This is a genomic window from Rhodomicrobium sp. R_RK_3 (genome assembly GCF_002198715.1).
Lineage (GTDB): Bacteria > Pseudomonadota > Alphaproteobacteria > Rhizobiales > Rhodomicrobiaceae > R-RK-3.
This window is the reverse complement of the sequence record NZ_MWLK01000036.1, coordinates 114,243-134,280: the sequence shown is the minus strand read 5'-3', so window position 1 is coordinate 134,280 and position 20,038 is coordinate 114,243. Positions and strand designations below refer to the sequence as shown.

The following is a 20,038-nucleotide window of genomic DNA, read 5'->3' as shown; positions in this document are numbered from 1 at the left end:
CTCCTACTTTCATCTGGAGCACGACCCGCGCCGCAATAGCGGCTTCCATTTTTGCGGATCATGCTTTGGCGACCTGACTTGCGGCACGCACTTCAATGATCGTCTTCAATATCAGGGTAAAGAGTGCGAGCAGCGCCAAGAGCGAAGCTACGGCGAAGGCTGCCGCGAAATTATATTCATTATACACAATTTCCACATGCAACGGCAAAGTGTTGGTTTGTCCCCTGATATGGCCCGATACCACAGAAACCGCGCCGAATTCTCCCATGGCCCGGGCATTGCAGAGGATCACGCCGTAAAGTAAGCCCCATTTGATGTTCGGCAAGGTCACGCGCCAAAATGTCTGCAAGCCCGAGGCGCCGAGCACGATGGCGGCCTCTTCCTCCTCGCGGCCTTGCGATTCCATAAGCGGGATCAGCTCGCGGGCAACGAAGGGGAAGGTGACGAAGATGGTCGCCAGCACGATTCCGGGCACCGCGAAGATGATGCGGATATTGTGGTCACCGAGCCAACTGCCGAACCAGCCCTGCGCCCCGAAAACCAGAACGAAGACCAGCCCCGCGACGACCGGCGAGACGGAAAACGGTAAATCGATCAGCGTGGTTAGCGCATTCTTGCCGCGAAACTGATATTTCGCGATCGCCCAGGCGGCGGAGACGCCGAAGATCAGGTTGAGCGGCACGGCAATGGCGGCGGCGATCAGCGTCAGGCGCACGGCGGCCAGCGCGTCAGGCTCGCTCAACGCGGTAATATAAGTGCCCCAGCCCTTGCGCAGCGCCTCGACGAAGACGGCGATCAGCGGCAACAGGATGAAGATGGCGAAGAAGCTCAGCGACAGACCGAGGATCAGCCATTTCACCCAGGCGGGGTCGCGCGTCGCGGCGCGGCGCTCGAAGGCGGAACCGCCAACGCTGCCGAAGGCGAGACTGGATAGGGCGCCGGCCATTAGCGGGCCCTCCCCATGCGTCGCGAGGTCCAGGCCTGCAGGCCGTTGATGACGAGCAGCAGCGCGAAGGAGACGAACAGCATCACGGTCGCCACCGCCGTCGCGCCGACATAATCATATTGCTCCAGCTTGGTGATGATGATGAGCGGGGTGATTTCGGAGATCATCGGCAGATTGCCGGCGATGAAGATCACCGAACCATATTCGCCGACCGCCCGCGCGAAGGCGAGCGCGAAGCCGGTCAGCAGGGCCGGCAGCAGCAGCGGGAAGACGACGCGGGTAAAAGTCTGCCAGCGATTGGCGCCGAGGCTGGCGGCGGCTTCCTCATATTCGGCTTCGAGATCCTGCAGCACCGGCTGGACGGTGCGCACGACGAAAGGCAGGCCGATGAAGACGAGCGCGATCAGGATGCCGATCGGGGTGAAGGCGATCTTCAGGCCGAGCGGCTCGGTGAACTGGCCGATCCAGCCATTGCCGGCATAGATCGCCGTCAGCGCGATGCCCGCGACGGCGGTCGGCAGGGCGAAAGGCAGATCGACAAGCGCGTCGATGATGCGCTTGCCGGGGAAGCTGTAGCGCACCAGCGACCAGGCCAGCATCAATCCGAACACGGAATTGATGGCCGCCGCCAGCAGCGAAGTGCCGAAGCTGAGCTTGTAGGACGCCACCACGCGAGGCGCGGTGACGATCTGCCAAAAGTGCTCCCAGCTCAGCGAGAACGTCTTGATCAGCGCGGCCGATAGCGGAATCAGCACGATCAGGGAGAGATAGCCCACGGTATAGCCGAGGGTCAGCCCGAAGCCGGGGAGCACCCTCCGCGATGCGGCTGCCGCCATGTTACTTCACCGAGATCTGGTCGTAGATCCCGCCATCCGCGAAATGCGTCTTGCGCACATCGGCCCAGGAGCCGATCAGCTTCTCGACGTCGAACGTCTTGACCGGCGGGAACTTTGCTTGATTGGCACGCAGCACGGCTTCGTCGCGCGGACGAAAATCGTACTTGGCAATGATGGCCTGACCTTCAGGAGAATACAAGAAGTTGAGATAGGCGGTTGCCACTTCGCGGGTCTTCTTCTTGTCGACAACTTTCTCGTTTATGGCGACCGGCGCCGGCGCCTCGACGCTCAGCGAGGGGTAGACGATATCGAACTTGTCCGCGCCGAACTCGACCGCGATCAGCCGCGCCTCGTTCTCGAAGGTGACGAGCGCGTCGCCGACATCGCGCTGGCTGAAGGTCGTGGTCGCACCCCGGCCGCCACCGTCGAACACCGGCACGTTGCCGAATAGCTTCTTGACGAAATCCTTGGCCGCATCGGCGCCGCCGAGATTTTCCAGCGCATAGCCCCAGGCGGCGAGATAGGTGTAGCGGCCATTGCCCGAGGTCTTCGGATTGGGAACGATGACGCTGATGCCGGGCTTGGCGAGGTCGGACCAATCCTTGATGCCTTTCGGATTGCCCTTGCGCACCAGGAAGACCGACACCGAGGTGTAAGGCGCTGCGTCATTGGGAAATTTCGACTTCCAGTCCTTCGCCACGAGGCCCTTGTCCGCCAGGAAATCGATGTCCGGCGCCTGGTTCATGGTGATGACGTCTGCGTCCAGCCCTTCCGCGACGGAAGCGGCCTGCTTGCTGGAGCCGCCATGCGACTGGTTGACGGTGACGGTCTCGCCGGTCTTGGCCTTCCAGGCGTCGATGAAGGCCGGGTTGATCTGCTTATAGAGCTCGCGCGAGACGTCATAGGAGACGTTCAGAATGGTGGTCTGCGCCAGGGCCGTGTAGGCCGTGAGGAAAACAAAGGCCAGCACGAAGCCTGCCCAGGAGAATACGCGCGAGAGCATTGTCACCTCTTTGCCAAAATTTCGCCACTAAAGCTATGTGAGGGCGGACAGGCCTCTAAAGAAGAAATTCTTCTATCGATATTCCGGTCCGTGCAATGGACGGTGGGCAGGACGGCATCCGGGCAGGCTTCAGCCCGAGATCAAAGCCGCATTTCCGGACCGCGCGCGGACAACGCCGGTCATGGCCGAATGTTGCAGCCGTTTCAGAATATCCAGCCCCTCCGGCCATCGCCCATGGCCGGAGGCGACATTGATATGTCCGGCGGCCCCCGCATTGACGAATTCCGCGCCCCAGCTTTGCGCCAAAGACCGGGCTTTGCCAAGGCTGATCCAGCAATCGGTTTCGCTGGCGACCACGATGGCGGGGAAGCGGAGCGGGTCTTTCGGCACCTGCGGCTCGATGCCGAACATTTTGGGATCGGCCGGGGCGACCAGCATGGCACCGGCAATGCGGGTGCTCGCGTGGCTGCTGGCGTGGATGGCGGCGAGACAGCCGAAACTGTGCGCGACGAGCAGAACGGGACCGGGCGCGCGTTCGATCTCGAGACGCACGCGCTCGGACCAGACGGGGAGATCGGGCGTGTTCCAGTCGCGCTGGTTGACACGGATGGAATGGGTCAGGCGCTTTTCGAACCAGCTCTGCCAATGGCGCGGTCCGCTGCCGCGCAGGCCGGGGAGGATCAGGATTCGCTGCATGGCGGGTCCCCCATCGTGACAGGAAAAATGTGCCGTCTCACCGAGCTTTGGGTAGAGACGGCACACAGTTTAACCGCTGGTCGTCGACGACGATGTGGGAGGCGGTTATTTCGGCTGATAGATCTCGTCGAAGGTGCCGCCATCGGCGAAATGCGTCTTCTGGGCCTTCTGCCAGCCGCCGAAGACATCGTCGATGGTGAAGAGCGTCACATTCGGGAAGCGGGCATTGTCGGCCGGGTCGGCGAGCTCGGGCTTGCGCGGCCGGTAATAATGCTTGGCGGCGAGCTTCTGGCCCTCGGGCGAGTAGAGATAGTCCAGATAGGCCTTCGCCACGTCGGTCGTGCCGTGCTTCTTGGCGACTTCGTCGACCAGCGTCACCGGCGGCTCGGCAAGGATCGAAAGCGAGGGGACGACGACCTCGAACTTATCGGGGCCGAATTCATTGATCGACAGGAAGCCCTCGTTCTCCCAGGCCAGCAGCACATCGCCGAGACCGCGCTGAACGAAGGTTGTGGTCGAGCCTCGCGCGCCGCTATCGAGCACCGGCACGTTCTTGAAGATGGCCGCGAGGAATTCCTTGGCCTTGGCCTCGTCGCCGCCATTGGTCTTCAGCGCGTAGCCCCAAGCCGCCAGATAGTTCCAGCGCGCGCCGCCCGACGTCTTCGGGTTCGGGGTGATAACGGACACGCCCGGCTTGGCCAGATCGTTCCAATCCTTGATGCCCTTCGGGTTGCCCTTGCGGACCAGGAAAACGATGGTCGAGGTGTAGGGCGAACTGTTGTTCGGCAGACGGGTCTGCCAATCCTTGGGGAGCTTGCCCGACCGTTCAGCGATCTCGTCGATGTCATAGGCGAGCGCCAGGGTCGCGACGTCGGCTTCGAGCCCGTCGATGATGGTGCGCGCCTGCTTGCCCGATCCGCCATGCGACTGGCTGATCTTGACCACTTCGCCGGTCTTCTCCTTCCAATATTTGCTGAAGGCATTGTTGAAGTCGGCATAGAGTTCGCGCGTCGGGTCGTAGGAAACATTGAGCAGCGCTTTTTCAGTCTGCGCGGCGGCGGGCAGGCTTGCAAGGCTCGCGAGAAGCATCGCGCCGACAAGGCCACGCCGGAAAATCATTGGAAACATTGTTAGCTCCAGTTCGGTTATGAGCAGTTTGAGCTTATGTGGCGGTCTCGCGGACCCAAACGAATAAGATCGTATAAGCTTATTCCAGGGCGGGGGCCGGCCGCGCTCAGAGCTTGGCGCAAACCGATGCGCCCCGGTCAACGGCGGGGCAGGTGGCGGGTTCCGGGTATTGGCGGGGTGGCAAAGCCGCCGGACAGTCTTCAGTTTCGGGTCTGGACTTGCCGCAGCCTTGCCGCCTGACCGCGAGGCGTAATCGTTTGGGGGCCGCTTAGACGGGGCCCGCCCTAAACGCCCTTGCGGCCGAGATTCTTCGCGAGCTGCCGCCCGAAATCCTCCGACTGCAGGGCCAGCGCCTGGTTGAGCAATGTGCCGACGCCCGCGTTCAGCGTCTTGCCCGCCGGACTGTTCAGAAAGGCAAGATAGGCGGTGAGATCCTGGGCCGACAGGTCGCGATAGGTATAGGCCATGCTGGCCAGCGTCGCGGCCGCCAGTTTCTGGCTCATCGCGCTGCGCTGTTTTTCGATCTGGGCCCGGATCGCGCCCGTATCGACTTTCGGCCCGGGCGTCGCGCTGGCCATGCCGGTGGTCATGGCGGTCGCGATGTTGATCGAAATGTTGGTGACGGTCGCGGTGGCGCCGCTGGCTTTGTCGATCGCCCGATAGAGCGCCAGCCGGTCCGCGTTCTTGCCGGGATCCGCCAGCAGCGTCTGCGCATAGGCTTGCGCCTTGGCCTGCTCGCCCGGCTGGGCGGCCTTGACCTCCAACGCGCTGATCCGGCGGCCGAGCGGTGAATTGTAATGCTGCAGCAGCGCCGCCTTGTCCTCCGGCGTCAGCAGCTTCTGCAGGCCCTGATCGATGATGGCGAGCGATTGCTCCGGACCGAAGGCCGTTCGCGCCGCGTCGGTCCAGGCCTTCTCGAATTTCTGGTCGATCTGCATCCCCTGCTGGCGCATCGCGCCGACGCTCGACTGCATCGCTCCGGGCAGTTCTTTGAGGGTTGCGGCCAGGCCGGACTTGTCGATCAGCTCCTGATTTTGCAGCGCGCTATAGGCAATCGCGCTATTCGGAGCCAGCCATGAAGCAATGATGATTGCCGTAATCTTTAACACTGGCATGTTTTACTCCACATTTGGCTTGGCGTAGGCTTTTTGCCTGTGCGCGCGCTGTCTGGGGGCAAGAGTCCACGCAGACTCGGCCCAAGCTGTGAAGAAACTCTAAGGGCGGGCGGCGAAATATTCACCCGCGGCTGCAAGCCTTAAGAGGTTCAATCCAATGCACCCTTTCAGCTTAAGGCCCAGGGAAGGTCGCATCGCCTAGGGTTTGACTGCGTTCGATATTGCGCGGTCGATCGCCGAAAGCGTCCATGACCCCAGGAAAAAACTATCGCAAATGGATGGATCGGTTTGTCCGGGCCGCCATCGGCTTTGCCGTCTGCATCAACGGCGCGGTGATCCTCGGCTGGACCTTCGACATTCCCACGCTGAAGAGCGTCCTGCCGGGCCTCGTCACCATGAAGGTGAATACGGCGGTGGGCGGGCTGGCGGCGGCGGTCGCCCTGCTGCTGCTCTATCGCTCGGAGCCGGGATCGCGACCGTTCCGCATCGCGCGGGGGCTTGCGCTCTTCGTCGTGCTGCTCGGCGCGCTGAGCCTCGCCGAATATCTCTTCACCCTCGATTTCGGCATCGACCAGTTGCTTTTCCTCGACCATGGCTCGCTGAAGACCGGGGCGACGCCCGGCCGGATGTCGCCCGCCACCGCGCTCGCCTTCCTGCTGCTGGGAAGCGCGCTATGGGTGTTCAGGGACAGAAGGCCCTGGGCGGCGAATTGGACGCATTGGCTCGTGGTGCCGGTGCTCTTCATCTCGGTGCTCGGCATAATCGGCTATGCCTATGGCGTCGCGGTGCTCTATCAGGTCGGCAATTACAATTCGATGGCGCTGAACACCGCCTTGTCCTTCATTATCCTCTCCTTCGCGGTTTGGGCGGCCGATACCCAATATGGCTTCGCGCGCATCGCCGGCAGCGACACGGCGGGCGGTATCGTCGCCCGCAGGCTGCTTCCGGCGCTGCCGCTGATCCTGCTGTCGCTCGGCTGGCTGTGCCTCGCCGGACAGCGGCGCGATCTGTACTATTCTGAATTCGGCCTCGCCCTCATGGTGCTGATGAGCATCGCCGTCGCCTGGACCGCCAATACGCTCCACGATCTCGATGTCGTGCGCCAGCACCGGGACGCGGAAATCTCCAGCCTCAATGCCGAACTCGAACAGCGGGTGCAATTGCGCACCGCCCAGCTCGAGCACGCCTCGACTCAGCTCAGGTCTGCCAATGCGGCGCTGGAGCAGCTCTCGCGTCAGGACGCGCTGACCGAGATCCCGAACCGGCGCGCCTTCGACGCCAATCTCGCCATTCACCTCGCCATCGCCCATCGGCACGGGCGGCCGCTCGCCCTGCTGCTCTTCGACGTCGATTTCTTCAAGCCGTTCAATGACCAATACGGACACCCGGCTGGCGACGATTGCCTCCGGCACATCGCGGCCGCGCTGCAATCCTGCTGCCGGCGCCCATACGACATGGTCGCGCGCTATGGCGGCGAGGAATTCGCCATGCTGCTGCCCGACACCGATCTCGGCGGCGCGCGCCAGACCGCCGAACTGGTCGAGGCCGCCATCCGCGAATTGCGGATACCCCATGTCAGCCCGGCGCCGGGATCGTCGGTGAGCATCAGCGGCGGCATCGCGGTGCTGGACCCCGGCGGCAAGCTGACCGCCGAGCAATTGATGGATATCGCCGACCGCAATCTCTATCAGGCGAAACATGACGGACGGAACCGGATCGTCTCCGGGCAGGCCGAGGCGGCGTGACGGTTGGCGGAGCCTTCCCGCGGTTCCAACCATGGCGCTTTTTTTGCGCGGGGCCTTGTCGGCAGGGCGGTGGCTGATGCGTCCTTGGGGGCAGGCACACAGCAAAGGAGACGCCTCTCATGACCTATGTCGATGGATTTGTCGTAGCCGTTCCGACCGCCAATAGAGCGATCTTCAAGAAGCACGCCGAGGACGCGGCGGTGATCTTTCGGGATCACGGCGCGCTGAAGGTCGTCGAATGCTGGGGCGACGACGTGCCGCCCGGCGAGGTGACGTCGTTCCCGCTGGCCGTGAAGTGCAAGGAGGACGAGACGGTGGTGTTCTCCTGGGTGCTCTGGGCCGACCGCGCCGCCCGCGATGCCGGCATGAAGCGCGTCATGGAGGACCCGCGCATGGCCCCAGGCGTCAACCCGATGCCGTTCGACGGCAAGCGCATGATCTATGGCGGGTTCGAGGTGATTGTGGAGAGATAGGGGAGGCACGGCCGCGCGAGCAGGCCCCGGACAGGGCTGATTGCACTCTCCGGGGCTGCTTTCAGCCTCGTCGCCGCGTCAGTTGATGACCAGCGCCTCGATCCAAAGAGGAGCAAGCTGCGCGAACAGGACTGGCTGCGTGTAGTATGCAAGTGGGTCGTTTATATGCAGCACGGGCTGAATGCCTTGCGGCGTGAATATGAATGACATTCCACGCAACACCACTACGTGGGACGTGCTCATCCCGGAACGGATATGAAGAATAATGGCCCTACCCGAGGCAAGCGTCTGATAGACAGTCATCGGATCGGCGGGAGGGGCATAGGCAGCGAATCGTCCACCAAATTGGCCTATCAAAGCGCTAATCTGCTGTATGGACCCGGTTCGTACGCATGCGGGATTACGTTGGTTGCAGCAAAATTGCGGATGAGCCCCATTTGCCATCGCGACCAACGCGCATCGAGCCGGTGTCTGCGCCGGTCCGCGTACAAAATGGATAATTTGTTGGGCGACGGCTGCCCAACACCATACCTGGGTCTCCTGCATTAGATTCGGAATTGGTATGTCCACCGGGGGTGGAACTTGTGCATGCGCCCGTCCGGCACTCAGCAGCAAAATGCAACTTAATATAATTCGCGTGCACTGGAACATGATCAAACTCCATGAATATAAATAATAATTTTCGTTTTGCGCTTTAGCGGGGATCATTATGAGTAATATTTTGACTAATACTACATATTAAGTCAAAACCCGCTCCGTGAGAAGATCCAGCAAGCGCCCGGACCGCCATCGCCACCCAGCCAAAACCCCTTTACCTCCCCCACCCTCTCCCCTAAACCCTCCCCTGGGGCGCTTTGGCACGGGGTGAGGGCGTATGACGCGGAAGACGCAGAACCGCATTTTGGCTTATGTGATGACCGGCCTGATCGTGCTGATCGGCCTGACGCTGGCGGCGAAGCTCTCAGGCAATGCGTGGGCGCTCAGCGTCTACGACGTCATCCGCGACACCTCGCTGTTGATCGTGACGGTCATCGCGGCCTATATGGCCTCGGTCTACCAGAAGCGCACGACGTTCCTGCAGAACCTGCGCGAGCAATGGAACGACATCGTCCGCACCAAGGGCGAGCTGATCTATTATTGCCATCTCGAAAAGCCCGAGCTTGAGGATTATCTGCGCGCGGCAAGGCAACTATCGGAAACAATCGACACCATGCGCATCGTTTATTGCAATGTCGGTGAGACCGAAGAGCTGATTGGGCTTTACCCTTACTCGTCTCTGCACCATATAAGGGTGGTGATGGAGGGCCTCGATCCGCGCCAAGGCACGCCGACGGCTGAACAACGCTTCAAGGCGCGCGGTGAGATCTGGGAGGCCTTTCTGGCAATCCGCGAGCATTTTCTCGATGAGTTCGACCTTGAGGAACCCTCTCGGCCGATCCTCATCCACCGCATGAAACGACAGAAGCGCGACGGCGCCACGCCCGAGGCCCTCAAACGCAAGGAACGGCAAGCCACGCTTGCAGGACAGCAACAGAGCCCATGAATTTAAGAAATATTGCGATTATCGCCCACGTCGATCATGGCAAAACCACCTTGATCGACGTTTTGCTGCGCCAGTCCGGCTCGTTCCGGGACAATCAGCGCGTGGCTGAGCGCGCCATGGATTCCAACGATCTCGAGCGCGAGCGCGGCATCACCATTCTGGCGAAGGTGACTTCGCTGTTGTGGAAGGACACGCGCATCAACATCGTCGATACGCCGGGCCACGCCGATTTCGGCGGCGAGGTCGAGCGCATCCTGAACATGGTCGACGGCGCCATCGTGCTGGTCGACGCCTCGGAAGGCCCGATGCCGCAGACCAAATTCGTGGTCTCCAAGGCGCTGAAGGTCGGCCTCCGCCCGATCGTCGCCATCAACAAGATCGACAAGCCGGACGAGCGCCACGACGAAGTCATCAACGAGGTCTTCGATCTGTTCGCCGCGCTTGACGCCAATGAGCATCAGCTCGACTTCCCGATTCTATACGGCTCGGCCAAGGAAGGCTGGATGGCGCTGTCGCCCGACGGCCCGAAAGAGGGCATGGCGCCGCTGTTCGACCTGGTTTTGAAGCATGTCGCGCCGCCGCAGACCGGCGAGGGCGCCTTCCAGATGCTGGCGACCACCATCGAGGCCGATCCCTATCTCGGCCGCATCCTGACCGGGCGCATCAGCGCCGGCCGCATCACGCCGAGCATGAGCATCAAGGCGCTGTCGCGCGAGGGGAAGCTGATCGAGCAGGGCCGCGCCTCCAAGGTGCTGGCCTTCCGCGGCCTGGAGCGCGTGCCTGTCGAGGAGGCATCCGCCGGCGAGATCGTCGCCATTGCCGGGCTTGCGCAGGCGACTGTCGCCGACACGATTTGCGCGATGGAGGTAACGACCGCCATCCACGCCCAGCCGATCGACCCGCCGACCCTGTCGATGACCTTCCGCATCAATGACGGCCCGCTCGCCGGCCTCGAGGGCGACAAGGTGCAGAGCCGCGTCATTCGCGACCGGCTGATGCGCGAGGCCGAGGGCAATGTGGCCCTAAAGATCTCGCAGACCGCCGACATCGACGCCTTCGAAGTCGCAGGGCGCGGCGAGTTGCAGCTCGCCATCCTGATCGAGACCATGCGCCGCGAAGGCTTTGAGCTGACGGTGTCGCGCCCGCGCGTCGTCATGCAGTCCGACCCGGTGACGGGCCAGCGGCTGGAGCCGATCGAGGAAGTCATCATCGACGTCGACGAGGAATATACCGGCGCCGTGGTGCAGAAGCTCGGCGAGCGCCGGGCCGACCTGATCGAGATGCGCCCTTCGGGCGGCGGACGCCAGCGGCTGGTGTTCCACGTGCCGACGCGCGGTCTGATCGGCTACCAGAGCGAGCTTCTGTCCGATACGCGCGGCACGGCGGTGATGAACCGGCTGTTTCACGCCTACGCGCCCTATAAGGGCGAGATCGCCGGCCGCCGCACCGGCGTGCTGATCTCCAACGGCCAGGGCGAAGCGGTCGCCTATGCACTGTGGAATCTGGAAGATCGCGGCCCGATGATGATCCCGCCGCAGACCAAGGTCTATCAGGGCATGATCATCGGCGAGCACACCCGCTCGAACGACCTGGAAGTGAACGTGCTGAAGGGCAAGAAGCTGACCAACGTCCGCGCCTCGGGCCGGGACGACAATATTTTGCTGACGCCCCCGATGAAGATGACGCTGGAAGTCGCGCTCGCCTATATCCAGGACGACGAGCTGGTGGAGATCACCCCGCAGTCGATCCGGCTGCGCAAGCTGCATCTCGACCCGAACGAGCGCAAGAAGGCCGAACGCTTGGCGGTCGGCTGATCCGGGTGCTCCGTGGCGACAGATTTAAGCCCTCTCTCCGAGGGGAGAGGGCTTCCCTGAAAGGCTGAGGCCGCAATCGTACAGGGGAGGCGCTCGTCCTATCGGTAATAGCCGCGCGGCTGGCGGTAGATCTCTTCGACCGTCGGGCGCTCCTGATTGTAAAGGCGGCCCTGCGGTACGGCCTGGCTCTCGCGCTCGTGGCAATAGCGCTTGCCGTTGATTTCGAGATAGCAGTAGCTGCTGCAATAGCGTACGCCGCGATGCCAATAGCAGCCCTTGGCGAAGGAGACCGGACCGTCGGCGATGATCTCGTCCTCGCCGCCGCGCCATTCGCCGCCCGCCTGCGCCGCGCCGATGCCTGCGATCAGCAGGACCAAAATCCGGATGAAGACGCCCATCTGCGCAACTCCCCCCAAGGGCCGGACAAACCGGCGCGCAATTCACCGCGCGTAAATTAATGCATTACGGGCGGGATGGCGACAGGCGAAAATCGTTCTGGGCGGCAGATCAGGCCGGGATCGCGTCGCGGCCGAGCGTTTGCAGCGCGGAAGCAGCCACCGCCTCGGCATAGTCGCGGATGTCCGGAACGGCGGTGGATTCCCAGAACATGCCGCGCGTCGGCGGCCCGAGCGCGAACAGCGTATCGGCCACCGCGCCGTCGCGGGCGATCAGCCGCCCACCGGCATCCACATCGAGGCCGAGGCGAAGATGGTCCGGCCGCGCAAGGCCCGAGGCGATCAGTCCGCGCAGCAATTCGGATCGCGACAGCGTCGGATCGCCGCCCGGCCCGGTGCAATTGACGACGTGATGCACCTTCATGCCATGCAGGCGCTTGCCACGCGGCGTCTCCCAGGCGGCGGAGACCGGCGGGCCGCCGGAGCGTTCGTCGAGGTTGATCTCGATCAGCCGTCCCCGGCGCACCGCCAGGCTGCGGTCGCGGATGAGGGCCTCCAGTCGGTCGGCCACTTGCGGGGCGAGGCGATGGCGATGCGCGCCCCACCAGGGCCGCAAATGCCGCAGGAAGCGCCGCTTGGCGCTTAACGGCAGATCCCGCCAATAGGCCGAAGTGACGGGGCGCAGCGTGTCCATCACATCCTGCCAGCCCGCGCCTTTGCCGGCCGCCTCGCGAATGGCCCGCCGCACGCTGGCCAGCGCGCCGGACAAGTGAGGCGGCAGCGCCGGCGTGGCGAGTTGAGCGGCCTGGCTTTGGAGCACATGCCGGCGCGGCAGCAGCCCGCGCCGCGACAGCGCCGTCAATGGCCCGGCATGGCCGCGCGCCTTCAGCGTCAGCACGACATCGATCATGGTGAGGCCGGTGCCGAGCATCAGGATCGCATCGCCGGGCTCGACGGCGTCGAAGGCGGCGGGGTCCCAGGGATCGTCGATATAGCGGGCGCTGTCGAAAAACGCCTCCGCCCGGATATTCGGCCGGTGCGGCGGCGGATTGCCGGTCGCCAGCACCACTGCATCCACGGGCAGCACCTTGCCGACCCGCAAATGCAGTTTGAAGCCGCCGCCCTCCCGCTCCAGCCGCACCGCCTCGTCCGGCACCAGATAGAACCGCCCCGCCGCGTCCGGCCCGCAGGCGGCGTCGCGCAACAGGCTTTGCAGATAGTCGCCATAGAGGCGGCGCGAGACGAAGGAGGCGCCGCTCGCCGCCGTGATCTCCGGCCGCATCCGCAGCCATTCCAGGAAATGGCCGGGGCGGTCCGGGAACGGGCTCATATTGGCGGCGCGGGTATTCAGGAGATGGTCGACATTATGCGTCGAATAGGCGGCGCCGACGCCAAAAGCCGTCCCCTGCTCGATCAGAAAGACGCGCGGGCCGCCGCCGGAGGATTTCAGCAGCAGGTGAATGGCGCAGATCAGGCCGCTCATGCCGCCGCCGATCACCGCGATGGTTTTCTGATCGCCCATGGCGGCGCCTAATTCGGCCCGGCGGGGACATCGCCCTGCACGGTGGTGCGGTAGAGCTTGCGCCGGTAGTGCTGCGGGAAGGGCGTCGCCAAATGCACCGTCTGGCGGTTGTCCCAGAAGACGAGATCATGCGGCTGCCAGCGATGGCGATAGATGAAGCGCTCGGCGACCGAGACGGTGAACAGCTCCTCGAGCAGAGCCCGGCTTTCATCCTCCGGCAGGCCGACGATATGGGTGGTGAAGCCCTCGTTCACGAAAAGCGCCTTGCGCCCGCTCTCTGGATGCACGCGCACCACCGGATGCGTAACCGGCGGCACGCTGGCGCGCTGGGCCTCGGTCAGGCCGGGGCGCTTGTCGCCCGACACCGCCTGCTGCGCCCTGTTGCGCGCCTCGTAGCTGTGTACGGCCTGCAGGCCGTCGATGCGCTCGCGCAGTTCGGCCGGCAGCGACTCGTAGGCCGCGACCTGATTGGCGAACAGCGTGTCGCCGCCTTCGTCCGGCAATTCCTGGGCGTGCAGCAGCGAACCCAGACTCGGCTCGGCGACATAGGAGAGGTCGGAATGCCAATAGCGGCCGGCATCGGCGAGGCCGATCGGCTTCCCATTCTCGACGACATTGGAGACGACCAGGATTTCCGGGTGCTGCGGATGGTGGAAATGGTGTTGGATATGGATCTGCAGCGGACCAAACGTTCGGCTGAAGGCGATGTGCTCCTCCGGCGTCAGCCGCGACTGATCGCGGAAGACCAGCACGCCGCGTTCGGCGAGCGCCTGCCGGATATGGCCGAGCTCGGCTTCATGCGGGACTTCGGACAGGTCGAGGCCAAGGATTTCCGCGCCGAGCGGTGCGTCCAGATTGCGGATTTCAAAGCTCATCAATGGTCCTCCAAGGCTAGGTCACGACTCGTTCTTCCATTCGGGGCGGGCTGACGAACGCAACGCCCTTATTCCGCACCGTTTCGGCGGAGGCAGCTCAAACCGCCGACCCGATCCGCAGCCAAGTCCCCTCTCCCTGGGGAGAGGGCTAGGGTGAGGGGTTCGTGCCTCACCGTTAAATCAACAACCCCTCACCCGGCACGCTGACGCGCGTTACCCTCTCCCCAAGGGAGAGGGCTGGGCTGCGGCCAATTCGGGCGCTGATTCCATCTCATGCGATCCCTTAGTCCTGCTGGCCCCAGCGCTCGACGGTGAGGCGGGTGATGGAGCGGAATAATAGGCTCTCGACGATCAGGCCGATCAGCGTGATGACCAGCAACCCTGCGAAAACGTTGGCGGTTTCGAGTTGGTTGCGGTTGACGTAGATGAACCAGCCCAGGCCCCCCGAGCGCGATCCGACGCCGAACACCAGCTCCGCCGCGATCAGCGTGCGCCAGGCAAAGGCCCAGGCGATCTTGAGGCCAGCGAGGATCGACGGGAAGGCTGCCGGGATCAGGATGAAGATGGCGAAACGCACGCCGCCGAGGCCGAGATTGCGTCCGGCCATGCGCAGGGTCGGCGGCACGGCGCGGAAGCCGGTCAGCACGTTCAGCGAGAGCGGCCAGGTAACGGCGTGGATGATGACGAAGACAAGGCTCGGCTCGCCGAGGCCGAACCAGAGCAGCGCGATCGGCAGCAGCGCGACGGCCGGCAGCGGGTTGAACATGGCGGTCAGCACATTCAGCAATTCGCCGCCCCAGCGATTGGTGATGGCGAACAGCGCCAGCACCGCCGACACGAGGATGCCGAGCGCATAGCCTTTGCCAAGCACGGTGAGCGTCGCGGCGGTGCGGGCGATCAGTTCGCCGCTGGCGATGCCTTCATAGAGCGCCTGCAAGGTGGCGCTGAAGCTCGGCAGCAGCAGCGCATTGCCGAGATAGCGCGCATAGCCTTCCCAGATCGCGGCGAGGGCGATCAGGATCACGGCGCGGCGGAACCAGCCATAATCGCCGAGGCTGGCGAGGCTGCGCGTTTCGGCGGGAGCGAGGAGGGTTTCAGTCATGCTGCGCCTCCTGGACCTGCAGGGGAGGGGCTTTCGAAAACGCAGCCCTGATCGCCGTCTCCAGCGCGTCCGGGCCGCCGCCAGCGCCATGGCTAACACCGCCCGCCGCGAATTCCCCGGCGATACGGCCGGGATGCGGGCTGAGCGCAATGATCCGCGTGGCGATGCGGACGGCCTCGTCGATGTCATGCGTGACGAAGACCAGCGTGGCGCCGGTCTCCTTGCACAGGCCGAGAAGTTCGTCCTGCATCTTGCGGCGGGTGATGGCATCGAGCGCGGCGAAAGGCTCGTCCATCAGGAGGATTTCCGGTGCCAGCGCGAAGGCGCGGGCGATGGCGACGCGCTGCTTCATGCCGCCCGACAGCGTATGCGGATAGGCATTGGTGAACGCGCCGAGCCCGACCCGGCCGAGCCAGTCGCGCGCGATCCGCTCCGCGTCGGCGCGTCCGAGCTTGCGCGCCACCTTCAGCGCGAAGGTCACATTGCCCAGCACGGTGCGCCAGGGCAGCAATTGCTCGAATTCCTGGAACACCATCATCCGGCTCGCGTCGGGCTGCGACGCCGTTCGGCCGCCGGTCAGCGTGATGCGGCCGGAGGCGGGCGCGAGAAAACCGCCGATGGCCCTCAGCAGCGAGGACTTCCCGCAGCCGCTCGGGCCGACAAGCGCCAGCCGCTCGCCCTGCGCGAGGCTAAAGGAGATGTCCTCGGCCGCCGTCACCGGTCCCTTCGGCGTCGCATAGCGCAGCGTCACATGCGCCAGCGAGAGCACGGGCGGGGCGGGACGCGGCTGTTGCGATGGGCTCGGCTGGAGGGTCATGGGCGCTCAGCTTCCGGCGCGGTCATGCAGCGGGGCGACGAACAGATCCTTCCAGGAGGCCGGCTTCACCTTGATGGTGCCGACGCGGTACTGGAAATCGGCGAAGGCCTCGGCCTTTTCCGGCACGGTGGTGAAGCGGATGTCGGGATCGCGGATGATCGCCTCGACGAAATCGGGCGCCAGCTTCGAGCCTTCCGCCTTGATATAGAGCTGCGCCGCATCGGCCGGATTGGCGATGATCCAGGCGCTGGCCTCGTCGAGCGCGGCGATGATGGCGGCGATGGTCTTCGGATTGGCGTCGGCGAAGGCGGCGGTGGTGTACAGGACATTGAACGTATGCGGGCCGCCGAGCACGTCGTAGCTGCTCAGCACCTTATGGATGCGCGGGTCCTTCAATTGCTGCTGCACGAAGGGCGGCGAGGTGAAATGCGCCGTGATCTCGGACTTGCCCGACAGCAGCGCCGCCGTCGCATCCGGATGCGGCATGCTGACGGTCAGCGAGTCGAGCTTGTCGAACTGGCCGAACGCCTTCTCGGCCGCCATTTGCAGCACCTGCGGCTGGAAGCCGATCTTCACGGCGGGCAGCGCGATGCGGTCCTTGTCGGTGAAATCCTTGATGGTCTTGACGTCAGGGTTCGAACTGGTCAGCACATTCGGCACCGAGCCGAGCGCGGCGACGCCGATCACATTCGCCGTGCCCTTGGTTTTGGCCCAGGTGGTGATCAGCGGGGCGATGCCGGCGGAGGCGAAGTCGAGCGAACCTGAAATCAGCGCCTCGTTCATGGCCGCCGCGCCGCTCAGTTGCAGCCATTCGATCTTCGGCGCCGGCAGCCCGGCCTTCTCGACCGCCTTCTCGATCAGCCCTTTTTCCTTGGCCACGATCACCGGGAGGTAGGAGACGCCGAATTGCTGCGCGATGCGCAATTGCGCCGTCTCGGCATGGGCAGCGCCCGCGCCCGCGAAGATAAGCGCGGCGGCTAGGATTTTTGAGAGGTGTTTCACGCGGGTGCTCCTTCGCGGCGTTCTGGCCTGAGCGGCCAGCGCGGCAGTATCGGCCCGGCGCGGGGGCCGGGCGAACGAAGAAAATATGGAAAGCTTATCAGCGGAAGCGGCAATGGGCAAAGCCGGGGGAATAAGCTTATCTGATCTTTTTGGTTTGTCCCGCCGAGGCCAAGACCTACCCTCGAAATACTCGTGCCATTGAGAAGGCAAGCTCCTAATGACCATACCGGCAGCGCATGAAGCGAACGTCCTCTGGTTTCTCCCGACGCATGGCGACGGCCGCTATCTCGGCACCTCGACCGGTGGACGCGATGTCAGCTTCAACTATCTGAGGCAGATCGCGCAGGCTGCCGACGATCTGGGTTACTACGGCGTCCTGTTGCCGACAGGGCGCTCCTGCGAAGATAGCTGGGTGGTGGCTTCCTCCCTGGCGCCGCTGACCAGCCAGCTTCGCTACCTTGTCGCCATCCGCCCGGGATTGTTATCTCCTTCGGTCGCCGCACGGATGACGGCAACTCTCGACCGGATCTCTGATGGACGGCTTTTGATCAATGTCGTCACGGGGGGCGATCCGGTCGAGAACAAGGGTGACGGCGTCTTCCTGCCTCACGACGAGCGCTATGCCGTCACCCATGAATTCCTCACCGTCTATAAGGCGCTGCTGGCCGGCGAGACCGTGAATTTCACCGGCAAGCACATCCGCATCGAGGATGGCCGCCTGCTGTTCAAGCCGGTACAGACGCCGCATCCCCCGCTCTATTTCGGCGGCTCGTCCGGCGCTGGCATGGATGTCGCGGCGGAGACCGTCGATAAATATCTGACGTGGGGCGAGCCGCCCGCGCAGGTCGCCGAGAAGCTGGCTGTCGCCGACGCGGCGGCGAAGGCGAAGGGCCGCAGGTTCAGCTATGGCATCCGCCTGCACGTGATCGTGCGCGAGACCAATGCCGAGGCTTGGGCGGCGGCGAACGCTCTCATCAAGCACCTCGACGACAAGACCATCGAACAGGCGCAGGCGATCTTCAACCGCATGGATTCGGTCGGCCAGCAGCGGATGCAGGCCCTGCATGGCGGGCGGCGCGACAAGCTCGAAATCAGTCCGAACCTTTGGGCGGGCGTCGGGCTGGTGCGGGGGGGCGCGGGCACGGCGCTGGTCGGCGATCCGCAGACGGTCGCGGCGCGTATCAAGGAATATATGGCGCTCGGCATCGACAGCTTCATTCTCTCCGGCTATCCGCATCTGGAGGAAGCCTACCGCTTCGCCGAACTGGTGTTTCCGCTCCTGCCGCTGGCGCATGGCAAGCGACGCGATGCGGCGTCCGTCAATACCGGCCCATTCGGCGAGACCATCGCCAATGACTACCGGCCGGAGGAAAAGGCGAGGGCGCAATCGTGAGCGTCACGCGGTCCATCGGCCGAACCCTCGCGCCCTGGGCCTTCCCGGTGGCGGTGCTGATCGTCTGGGAAGCCGCCGCGCAATTCGGGCTGATTACGCCGCGCCTGCTGCCCGCGCCGAGCGCGGTTGCCATCGCCTTCTGGGATAACGCCAAGAGCGGGCTGCTCTTCCACCATATGGCGATCAGCGCCTGGCGCGCCTTCGAAGGCTTGCTGATCGGCGGCACCATCGGCTTCCTGCTCGGCGTGCTGAACGGCGTCTCGAAACCCGCCGAAACCCTCCTCGACTCTTCGCTGCAGATGCTGCGCAACGTGCCGCATCTGGCGATCATCCCGCTGGTCATTCTGTGGTTCGGCATCGACGAGACGGCGAAAATCTTCCTGGTCGCCATCGGCGTCGCCTTCCCGATCTACCTCAACACCTTCCACGGCATCCGCACCGTCGATGCCGGTCTGATCGAGATGGCGAGGGTCTACGGCCTGTCGAACTGGGCGCTGTTCCGGCGGGTGATCCTGCCCGGCGCGCTGCCCTCGGTGCTGGTCGGCTTGCGCTTCTCGCTCGGCATCATGTGGCTGACGCTGATCGTCGCCGAAACCATCTCGGCCTCGTCCGGCATCGGCTACATGACCATGAACGCCCGCGAATTCCTGCAGACCGACGTCGTGCTGCTCGGCATCATCATCTACGCGCTGCTCGGCAAATTCGCCGATGTGCTGACCCGCGCGCTGGAACGCCGCGCGCTATCCTGGCACCCGGCCTATCAATCCGCCGAGGTCCGCCAATGACCGGCGAAATCCGCGCCCGCCGCCTTCACGCCGATGCCGAATCGCGCCTGTTCGAGGGCGTCGACATCACCGATCTGTATGAGACGCATGCCCCGGCCCAGGCTCCGGCAGCGCCGGCGCGTCAGGTCGGCGGCTTGCTGGTCTCGCTGCGCGGCGTGGCGAAATCCTTCGGCGAGCGGCGGGTTTTGGAAGCGCTCGATCTCGACATCCCGGCGGGCCAGTTCCTCGCCATCGTCGGACGCTCGGGGGGCGGCAAGACCACCATCATGCGCCTCCTCGCCGGGCTCGATGCGCCGAGCGCCGGGAGCATCACCATCGACGGCAAGCCAGTCACCGGCCTGCGCCCCGAAGTGCGGCTGCTGTTTCAGGATGCCCGCCTCCTGCCCTGGCAGACGGTGATCGGCAATGTCGGCATCGCCCGCCAGCCGGGCTGGAAACAGGAAGCCGCCCGCGCCCTCGCCGATGTCGGCCTCGGCGGGCGCGAAACCGACTGGCCTGCCGTGCTCTCCGGCGGCCAGCGGCAGCGCGTGGCCCTGGCGCGCGCGCTGGTCAGCCGCCCGGGCGTCTTATTGCTCGACGAGCCCTTCGGCGCGCTGGACGCTTTGACGCGGGTGGAAATGCACCAGCTCCTGGAACGGATCTGGGGTACACATCGTTTCAGCACACTGCTCATCACCCATGACGTGGCCGAGGCGGTGGCCCTGGCCGATAGGGCTGTGGTACTGAGAGACGGCAAGATCGCGCTCGACATTCCGGTCGACCTGCCGCGCCCGCGCCGCGAACATGCCGACCCGGCAGCCGCCCGCCTCCAGGCCGCGATCTTGAAGGAGGTCTGAGCAGCGTTTCGA

Annotated in this window: 20 protein-coding genes; 7 read left to right on the top strand and 13 right to left on the bottom strand. The window is 64.3% G+C overall.

Annotated features, from left to right (window positions below; genetic code table 11):
- Positions 1-58: 58 nt before the first annotated feature.
- The 6 genes from cysW to BLEFHOIH_RS22265 form a co-directional block, all read right to left on the bottom strand.
- Positions 59-946 carry a sulfate ABC transporter permease subunit CysW gene (gene cysW, locus BLEFHOIH_RS22290; RefSeq protein ID WP_088348244.1) on the bottom strand — a complete coding sequence of 296 codons (888 nt, stop codon included), beginning with the start codon at positions 944-946 and terminating at the stop codon, positions 59-61.
- On the bottom strand, positions 946-1,782 hold the full coding sequence (gene cysT, locus BLEFHOIH_RS22285) for a sulfate ABC transporter permease subunit CysT (RefSeq protein WP_088348243.1): 837 nt from the start codon (positions 1,780-1,782) through the stop codon (positions 946-948). Before cysT ends, cysW begins: the two co-directional genes overlap by 1 nt.
- Position 1,783: 1 nt before the next feature.
- Positions 1,784-2,785, bottom strand: a complete 1,002-nt coding sequence (locus BLEFHOIH_RS22280; protein WP_088348242.1) for a sulfate ABC transporter substrate-binding protein — start codon at positions 2,783-2,785, stop codon at positions 1,784-1,786.
- Positions 2,786-2,914: 129 nt separating this feature from the next.
- Complete coding sequence (locus tag BLEFHOIH_RS22275; RefSeq protein WP_088348241.1) at positions 2,915-3,481, bottom strand: alpha/beta hydrolase; 567 nt, start codon at positions 3,479-3,481, stop codon at positions 2,915-2,917.
- 105 nt (positions 3,482-3,586) lie between these two features.
- The gene (locus tag BLEFHOIH_RS22270; protein ID WP_210191752.1) at positions 3,587-4,570 is read right to left on the bottom strand and encodes a sulfate ABC transporter substrate-binding protein; all 984 of its coding nucleotides are present in this window, start codon (positions 4,568-4,570) and stop codon (positions 3,587-3,589) included.
- A gap of 323 nt (positions 4,571-4,893) precedes the next feature.
- The gene (locus BLEFHOIH_RS22265; RefSeq protein ID WP_088348239.1) at positions 4,894-5,724 is read right to left on the bottom strand and encodes a DUF2059 domain-containing protein; all 831 of its coding nucleotides are present in this window, start codon (positions 5,722-5,724) and stop codon (positions 4,894-4,896) included.
- A gap of 248 nt (positions 5,725-5,972) precedes the next feature.
- On the opposite strand from BLEFHOIH_RS22265, the gene BLEFHOIH_RS22260 reads away from it, so the two are divergent.
- A complete protein-coding gene (locus BLEFHOIH_RS22260; protein WP_088348238.1) occupies positions 5,973-7,469 on the top strand; it encodes a diguanylate cyclase in 1,497 nt (498 codons plus the stop codon).
- A 119-nt stretch (positions 7,470-7,588) separates the two neighbouring features.
- On the top strand, positions 7,589-7,942 hold the full coding sequence (locus BLEFHOIH_RS22255) for a DUF1428 domain-containing protein (RefSeq protein ID WP_088348237.1): 354 nt from the start codon (positions 7,589-7,591) through the stop codon (positions 7,940-7,942).
- Between the two features lie 78 nt (positions 7,943-8,020).
- Here BLEFHOIH_RS22255 and BLEFHOIH_RS27580 read toward each other — a convergent pair whose 3' ends face one another.
- On the bottom strand, positions 8,021-8,488 hold the full coding sequence (locus tag BLEFHOIH_RS27580) for a papain-like cysteine protease family protein (RefSeq protein ID WP_280950402.1): 468 nt from the start codon (positions 8,486-8,488) through the stop codon (positions 8,021-8,023).
- A 367-nt stretch (positions 8,489-8,855) separates the two neighbouring features.
- On the opposite strand from BLEFHOIH_RS27580, the gene BLEFHOIH_RS22245 reads away from it, so the two are divergent.
- Entirely contained in the window at positions 8,856-9,485 is a 630-nt protein-coding gene (locus BLEFHOIH_RS22245) for a hypothetical protein (RefSeq protein WP_125461861.1), read from the top strand.
- The gene (gene typA, locus BLEFHOIH_RS22240; RefSeq protein ID WP_088348234.1) at positions 9,482-11,299 is read left to right on the top strand and encodes a translational GTPase TypA; all 1,818 of its coding nucleotides are present in this window, start codon (positions 9,482-9,484) and stop codon (positions 11,297-11,299) included. Before BLEFHOIH_RS22245 ends, typA begins: the two co-directional genes overlap by 4 nt.
- A 98-nt stretch (positions 11,300-11,397) precedes the next feature.
- On the opposite strand, the gene BLEFHOIH_RS22235 is transcribed toward typA, so the two are convergent.
- From BLEFHOIH_RS22235 to BLEFHOIH_RS22210, 6 genes are all read right to left on the bottom strand, one after another.
- A complete protein-coding gene (locus BLEFHOIH_RS22235; protein WP_088348233.1) occupies positions 11,398-11,697 on the bottom strand; it encodes a hypothetical protein in 300 nt (99 codons plus the stop codon).
- 109 nt (positions 11,698-11,806) lie between these two features.
- The gene (locus tag BLEFHOIH_RS22230) at positions 11,807-13,216 is read right to left on the bottom strand and encodes an FAD/NAD(P)-binding protein (protein WP_088348232.1); all 1,410 of its coding nucleotides are present in this window, start codon (positions 13,214-13,216) and stop codon (positions 11,807-11,809) included.
- 8 nt (positions 13,217-13,224) lie between these two features.
- Positions 13,225-14,091, bottom strand: coding sequence for a TauD/TfdA family dioxygenase (locus BLEFHOIH_RS22225; RefSeq protein WP_088348475.1), 867 nt, complete (start codon positions 14,089-14,091; stop codon positions 13,225-13,227).
- Positions 14,092-14,374: 283 nt separating this feature from the next.
- Positions 14,375-15,193 (bottom strand): ABC transporter permease, encoded by an 819-nt coding sequence (locus BLEFHOIH_RS22220; RefSeq protein ID WP_088348231.1) that lies wholly within the window; start codon positions 15,191-15,193, stop codon positions 14,375-14,377.
- Complete coding sequence (locus BLEFHOIH_RS22215) at positions 15,186-16,010, bottom strand: ABC transporter ATP-binding protein (protein ID WP_088348230.1); 825 nt, start codon at positions 16,008-16,010, stop codon at positions 15,186-15,188. Before BLEFHOIH_RS22215 ends, BLEFHOIH_RS22220 begins: the two co-directional genes overlap by 8 nt.
- Before the next feature lie 6 nt (positions 16,011-16,016).
- Positions 16,017-17,012, bottom strand: a complete 996-nt coding sequence (locus BLEFHOIH_RS22210; RefSeq protein WP_245297150.1) for an ABC transporter substrate-binding protein — start codon at positions 17,010-17,012, stop codon at positions 16,017-16,019.
- A 217-nt stretch (positions 17,013-17,229) separates the two neighbouring features.
- On the opposite strand from BLEFHOIH_RS22210, the gene ssuD reads away from it, so the two are divergent.
- From ssuD to BLEFHOIH_RS22195, 3 genes are read left to right on the top strand one after another with little or no spacing between them, the layout of a single operon-like run.
- Entirely contained in the window at positions 17,230-18,405 is a 1,176-nt protein-coding gene (ssuD, locus tag BLEFHOIH_RS22205) for an FMNH2-dependent alkanesulfonate monooxygenase (RefSeq protein WP_088348228.1), read from the top strand.
- Entirely contained in the window at positions 18,402-19,190 is a 789-nt protein-coding gene (gene ssuC, locus BLEFHOIH_RS22200) for an aliphatic sulfonate ABC transporter permease SsuC (protein ID WP_088348227.1), read from the top strand. Before ssuD ends, ssuC begins: the two co-directional genes overlap by 4 nt.
- The gene (locus tag BLEFHOIH_RS22195) at positions 19,187-20,026 is read left to right on the top strand and encodes an ATP-binding cassette domain-containing protein (protein WP_088348226.1); all 840 of its coding nucleotides are present in this window, start codon (positions 19,187-19,189) and stop codon (positions 20,024-20,026) included. Before ssuC ends, BLEFHOIH_RS22195 begins: the two co-directional genes overlap by 4 nt.
- The last annotated feature ends 12 nt before the right edge of the window (positions 20,027-20,038 follow it).

What these genes read in the sequence shown, in the direction of transcription:
- cysW (WP_088348244.1), bottom strand. Translation starts at nt 946, where the DNA reads ATGGCCGGCGCCCTATCCAGTCTCGCCTTCGGCAGCGTTGGCGGTTCC.
- cysT (WP_088348243.1), bottom strand. Translation starts at nt 1,782, where the DNA reads ATGGCGGCAGCCGCATCGCGGAGGGTGCTCCCCGGCTTCGGGCTGACC.
- BLEFHOIH_RS22280 (WP_088348242.1), bottom strand. Translation starts at nt 2,785, where the DNA reads ATGCTCTCGCGCGTATTCTCCTGGGCAGGCTTCGTGCTGGCCTTTGTT.
- BLEFHOIH_RS22275 (WP_088348241.1), bottom strand. Translation starts at nt 3,481, where the DNA reads ATGCAGCGAATCCTGATCCTCCCCGGCCTGCGCGGCAGCGGACCGCGC.
- BLEFHOIH_RS22270 (WP_210191752.1), bottom strand. Translation starts at nt 4,570, where the DNA reads ATGCTTCTCGCGAGCCTTGCAAGCCTGCCCGCCGCCGCGCAGACTGAA.
- BLEFHOIH_RS22265 (WP_088348239.1), bottom strand. Translation starts at nt 5,724, where the DNA reads ATGCCAGTGTTAAAGATTACGGCAATCATCATTGCTTCATGGCTGGCT.
- BLEFHOIH_RS22260 (WP_088348238.1), top strand. Translation starts at nt 5,973, where the DNA reads ATGACCCCAGGAAAAAACTATCGCAAATGGATGGATCGGTTTGTCCGG.
- BLEFHOIH_RS22255 (WP_088348237.1), top strand. Translation starts at nt 7,589, where the DNA reads ATGACCTATGTCGATGGATTTGTCGTAGCCGTTCCGACCGCCAATAGA.
- BLEFHOIH_RS27580 (WP_280950402.1), bottom strand. Translation starts at nt 8,488, where the DNA reads ATGCAGGAGACCCAGGTATGGTGTTGGGCAGCCGTCGCCCAACAAATT.
- BLEFHOIH_RS22245 (WP_125461861.1), top strand. Translation starts at nt 8,856, where the DNA reads ATGACCGGCCTGATCGTGCTGATCGGCCTGACGCTGGCGGCGAAGCTC.
- typA (WP_088348234.1), top strand. Translation starts at nt 9,482, where the DNA reads ATGAATTTAAGAAATATTGCGATTATCGCCCACGTCGATCATGGCAAA.
- BLEFHOIH_RS22235 (WP_088348233.1), bottom strand. Translation starts at nt 11,697, where the DNA reads ATGGGCGTCTTCATCCGGATTTTGGTCCTGCTGATCGCAGGCATCGGC.
- BLEFHOIH_RS22230 (WP_088348232.1), bottom strand. Translation starts at nt 13,216, where the DNA reads ATGGGCGATCAGAAAACCATCGCGGTGATCGGCGGCGGCATGAGCGGC.
- BLEFHOIH_RS22225 (WP_088348475.1), bottom strand. Translation starts at nt 14,091, where the DNA reads ATGAGCTTTGAAATCCGCAATCTGGACGCACCGCTCGGCGCGGAAATC.
- BLEFHOIH_RS22220 (WP_088348231.1), bottom strand. Translation starts at nt 15,193, where the DNA reads ATGACTGAAACCCTCCTCGCTCCCGCCGAAACGCGCAGCCTCGCCAGC.
- BLEFHOIH_RS22215 (WP_088348230.1), bottom strand. Translation starts at nt 16,010, where the DNA reads ATGACCCTCCAGCCGAGCCCATCGCAACAGCCGCGTCCCGCCCCGCCC.
- ssuD (WP_088348228.1), top strand. Translation starts at nt 17,230, where the DNA reads ATGACCATACCGGCAGCGCATGAAGCGAACGTCCTCTGGTTTCTCCCG.
- BLEFHOIH_RS22195 (WP_088348226.1), top strand. Translation starts at nt 19,187, where the DNA reads ATGACCGGCGAAATCCGCGCCCGCCGCCTTCACGCCGATGCCGAATCG.